This window comes from Streptomyces sp. NPDC055140 (genome assembly GCF_053607285.1).
Genome location: NZ_JBSGTG010000207.1, coordinates 1 through 1,202, shown reverse-complemented (window position 1 = coordinate 1,202; position 1,202 = coordinate 1). Strand labels below are relative to the sequence as shown.

Below are 1,202 nucleotides of genomic sequence, written 5' to 3'. Positions count from 1 at the left end.
CTGCTGCGCTACGAACCTCCGGTCCACATGCGTGAGCGCATCCCGCTCGCCGACATCGACGTCGCCGGTAAGCCGATCGCCCACGGTGCCCCCGTCGTTCTGGTGCTGGCCTCGGGCAACCGCGACCCCAGGCGGTTCCACGATCCCGAGCGGTTCGATCCCACCCGCCCGGACAACGAGCACCTCGGCTTCGGCAGCGGCATCCACGTCTGCTACGGCGCACCCCTCGCCCGCATCGAAGCCCAAGCCGCGCTGGGCGCACTGCTCCCCCACCTCGGCACGGCACGCCTGGTCCAGGACCCGCCGCCCTACCGGCAGAACGCCATGCTTCGCGGACCCCGCCACCTGCCCCTCCAACTCTGAGGCTGGGGCGGCGACAGCGGCAAGAGAGACCAGCCACCCCGGACATTGCGCAGGCCGTGGGAATCGGTGCGCAGTCGGCGCCCGTGGGCCCGTGCGCGACAGGATCCTCTTCTTTCACGCTGCAGCGGGAAGGGCCGCCCGGCGAGGTCACGGGCCTCATCCGGAGAGAGGCCGAGTATGTGCAGGATCGCTCGGCCATTGGTCTTGCGGCCTGGTCGCTCTCGGTCTCAGGCTGCTTGCACCACAGCTCCAGAAGCGCCAGCAGGCTGCGTTTGGTCCGGTCTAGGCGATCACCGGGTCGACAACGGTGACCGGCCTGCGGCCATGCCGCGCTCCCCGCCGCGCTTCGCGCGCGGAGTCAGTCCGTCGCCCGGGCATATCCGCCCGAGCCGGCGGTGGCACAGGATCTACATGATCTCCGGGTATGACTCGGCCATGCACGCCCTGAGCCGCACGCCCTCAGCCAGGCGCTCGGCGGGATCGTCCACGCCGTGCTGGCGTTCGTCGACGGCTTGGGCCTACTCCTCCAGTACATCGTCCACGGCCGCGTCGAATAGGCCCGACTTGCCCGTGAAGTGGTTGTAGACGGAGTGGAGGCCCACGTCCGCACGCTCCGCGACGGCATGGACGCTGGCTTTGGTGCCGCCAGACTCGGCGAGGATCTGCCGCGTGGCGCGGACGAGTGCCTGGCGGGTCTGGGCATGACGGCGTTCGAATCGGTTCCTGCGTGGCGGGCATCGGCACGCCCATCACTAAGAGCAACAATTCTGATGAATCCATCATTTTTACTTGACGATGAAGCGATCGTATCTGACAATTCAATCAGAAATGGACAAAGC

3 protein-coding genes are annotated in these 1,202 nt (G+C 67.6%); 2 read left to right on the top strand and 1 reads right to left on the bottom strand.

Features of this window, described 5'->3' with window-relative positions; translation table 11 throughout:
- Positions 1 to 363: cytochrome P450 (locus ACWFR4_RS49040; RefSeq protein WP_453658505.1), on the top strand; the 363-nt coding region annotated here is incomplete at its 5' end.
- 518 nt (positions 364 to 881) lie between these two features.
- Here ACWFR4_RS49040 and ACWFR4_RS49035 read toward each other — a convergent pair.
- Positions 882 to 1,025 carry a TetR/AcrR family transcriptional regulator gene (locus ACWFR4_RS49035; protein ID WP_453658507.1) on the bottom strand — a complete coding sequence of 48 codons (144 nt, stop codon included), beginning with the start codon at positions 1,023 to 1,025 and terminating at the stop codon, positions 882 to 884.
- On the opposite strand from ACWFR4_RS49035, the gene ACWFR4_RS49030 reads away from it, so the two are divergent.
- The coding region (locus ACWFR4_RS49030) for a hypothetical protein (RefSeq protein WP_453658503.1) at positions 987 to 1,202 on the top strand (216 nt) is incomplete at its 3' end. The two genes, ACWFR4_RS49035 and ACWFR4_RS49030, sit on opposite strands and share 39 nt — an antisense overlap.